The organism is Nitratidesulfovibrio liaohensis, assembly GCF_011682075.1.
Lineage (GTDB): Bacteria > Desulfobacterota > Desulfovibrionia > Desulfovibrionales > Desulfovibrionaceae > Cupidesulfovibrio > Cupidesulfovibrio liaohensis.
Genome location: NZ_VSMK01000578.1, coordinates 1 through 1,283, shown reverse-complemented (window position 1 = coordinate 1,283; position 1,283 = coordinate 1). Strand labels below are relative to the sequence as shown.

The window sequence follows — 1,283 nt, the reverse complement described above, 5'->3', positions numbered from 1 at the left end:
CGGCGGAGCACGGGCTGGCCCGGGTGGCCTTTCCGGCCATCAGCTGCGGCAGCTACGGCTATCCGCCGGAACTGGCCGCCCCGATCGCCCTGGCCGAGGCCGTACGCGGTCTGCGCGCCGGGCTGGTGCGCGAGGTGCGCTTCGTCCTGCACGGGCAGGCCATGCTGGCAGTGTGGCGCGTTGCGTTTCAGGCCCTTGCCGGGCAGCTTGCCCGCGTCCATGACCCGGACGACGGCCAGACAAACGCTTGATCTGCACCCGACTGGCGCTCAACCTGGCCTGCCCACGCGCCCCCAACCATAGCCAAGCCGGCGCGGCAGCGCCGAAGGAACAATCATATGGAACTGAAGGGTACCACCATCCTTGCCGTGCGCGACGCGGACGGCGTGGCCATGGCCGGTGACGGCCAGGTGACCATGGGCCAGAGCGTGGTCATGAAGCACACCGCCCGCAAGGTGCGCCGCCTGTACCGCGATCGGGTGCTGGCGGGCTTTGCCGGCGCCACGGCAGACGCGTTCACCCTGTTCGAGCGCTTCGAGGCCAAGCTGGAGGAATTCGGCGGCAACCTTACGCGAGCCGCCGTGGAACTGGCCAAGGACTGGCGCAAGGACAAGTACCTGCGCAGGCTGGAGGCCATGCTGCTGGTGGCCGACGCGGAAACCATCCTCATCCTGACCGGCACCGGCGACGTCATCGAGCCGGACGACGGCATTGCCGCCATCGGCAGCGGCGGCCCCTATGCCCTGTCCGCCGCCCGCGCCCTGTCCCGGCACACCGCGCTGGACGCGGAAACCGTGGTCCGCGAGGCCATGGCCATTGCCGGGGAACTGTGCGTGTTCACCAACGGGCACCTCACCGTGGAAACGCTGCGCCGCGACGCGGGCGCCACCGCGTGAGCACCCACGACACGCCCGCGCCCGGCGCCGTCATCCTGCGCGCCGGGTGCAAGATCAACCTGTACCTGCGCATCACCGGCGTGCGGCCCGACGGCTACCACGAACTGGACACCCTGTTCCTGCCGCTGCCGGAACCATGCGACCTGCTGCACGTAACGCCCCGGTCGGAAGCAGGCATTGCCTTTACCTGCACCGAGCCGGACGTGGACCCGGCCCGCAACACCGTGGTTACCGCGTACGAACGGTTCGCGGCGGCCACCGGGTTTCGCCCCGGCCTTGCGGTGCATCTGGAAAAACACATCCCGCACGGAGCGGGGCTGGGCGGCGGCAGTGCCGACGCCGCCGTGCTGCTGCGCCACCTTGCCGCGCTGTGCGCGCAACTGGCCC

3 protein-coding genes are annotated in these 1,283 nt (G+C 70.4%); all 3 read left to right on the top strand.

The features are described 5' to 3' along the window. A partial coding sequence (locus tag FVW27_RS16205) for a macro domain-containing protein (protein ID WP_208294847.1) occupies window positions 1-251 on the top strand: 251 nt, incomplete at its 5' end. Window positions 252-338: 87 nt separating this feature from the next. Beyond that, window positions 339-896, top strand: a complete 558-nt coding sequence (gene hslV / locus FVW27_RS16200) for an ATP-dependent protease subunit HslV (protein WP_167127091.1) — start codon at window positions 339-341, stop codon at window positions 894-896. Beyond that, the coding region (locus tag FVW27_RS16195; RefSeq protein WP_424991883.1) for a 4-(cytidine 5'-diphospho)-2-C-methyl-D-erythritol kinase at window positions 893-1,283 on the top strand (391 nt) is incomplete at its 3' end. The genes hslV and FVW27_RS16195, both read left to right, overlap by 4 nt.

What these genes read in the sequence shown, in the direction of transcription:
- hslV (WP_167127091.1), top strand. Translation starts at nt 339, where the DNA reads ATGGAACTGAAGGGTACCACCATCCTTGCCGTGCGCGACGCGGACGGC.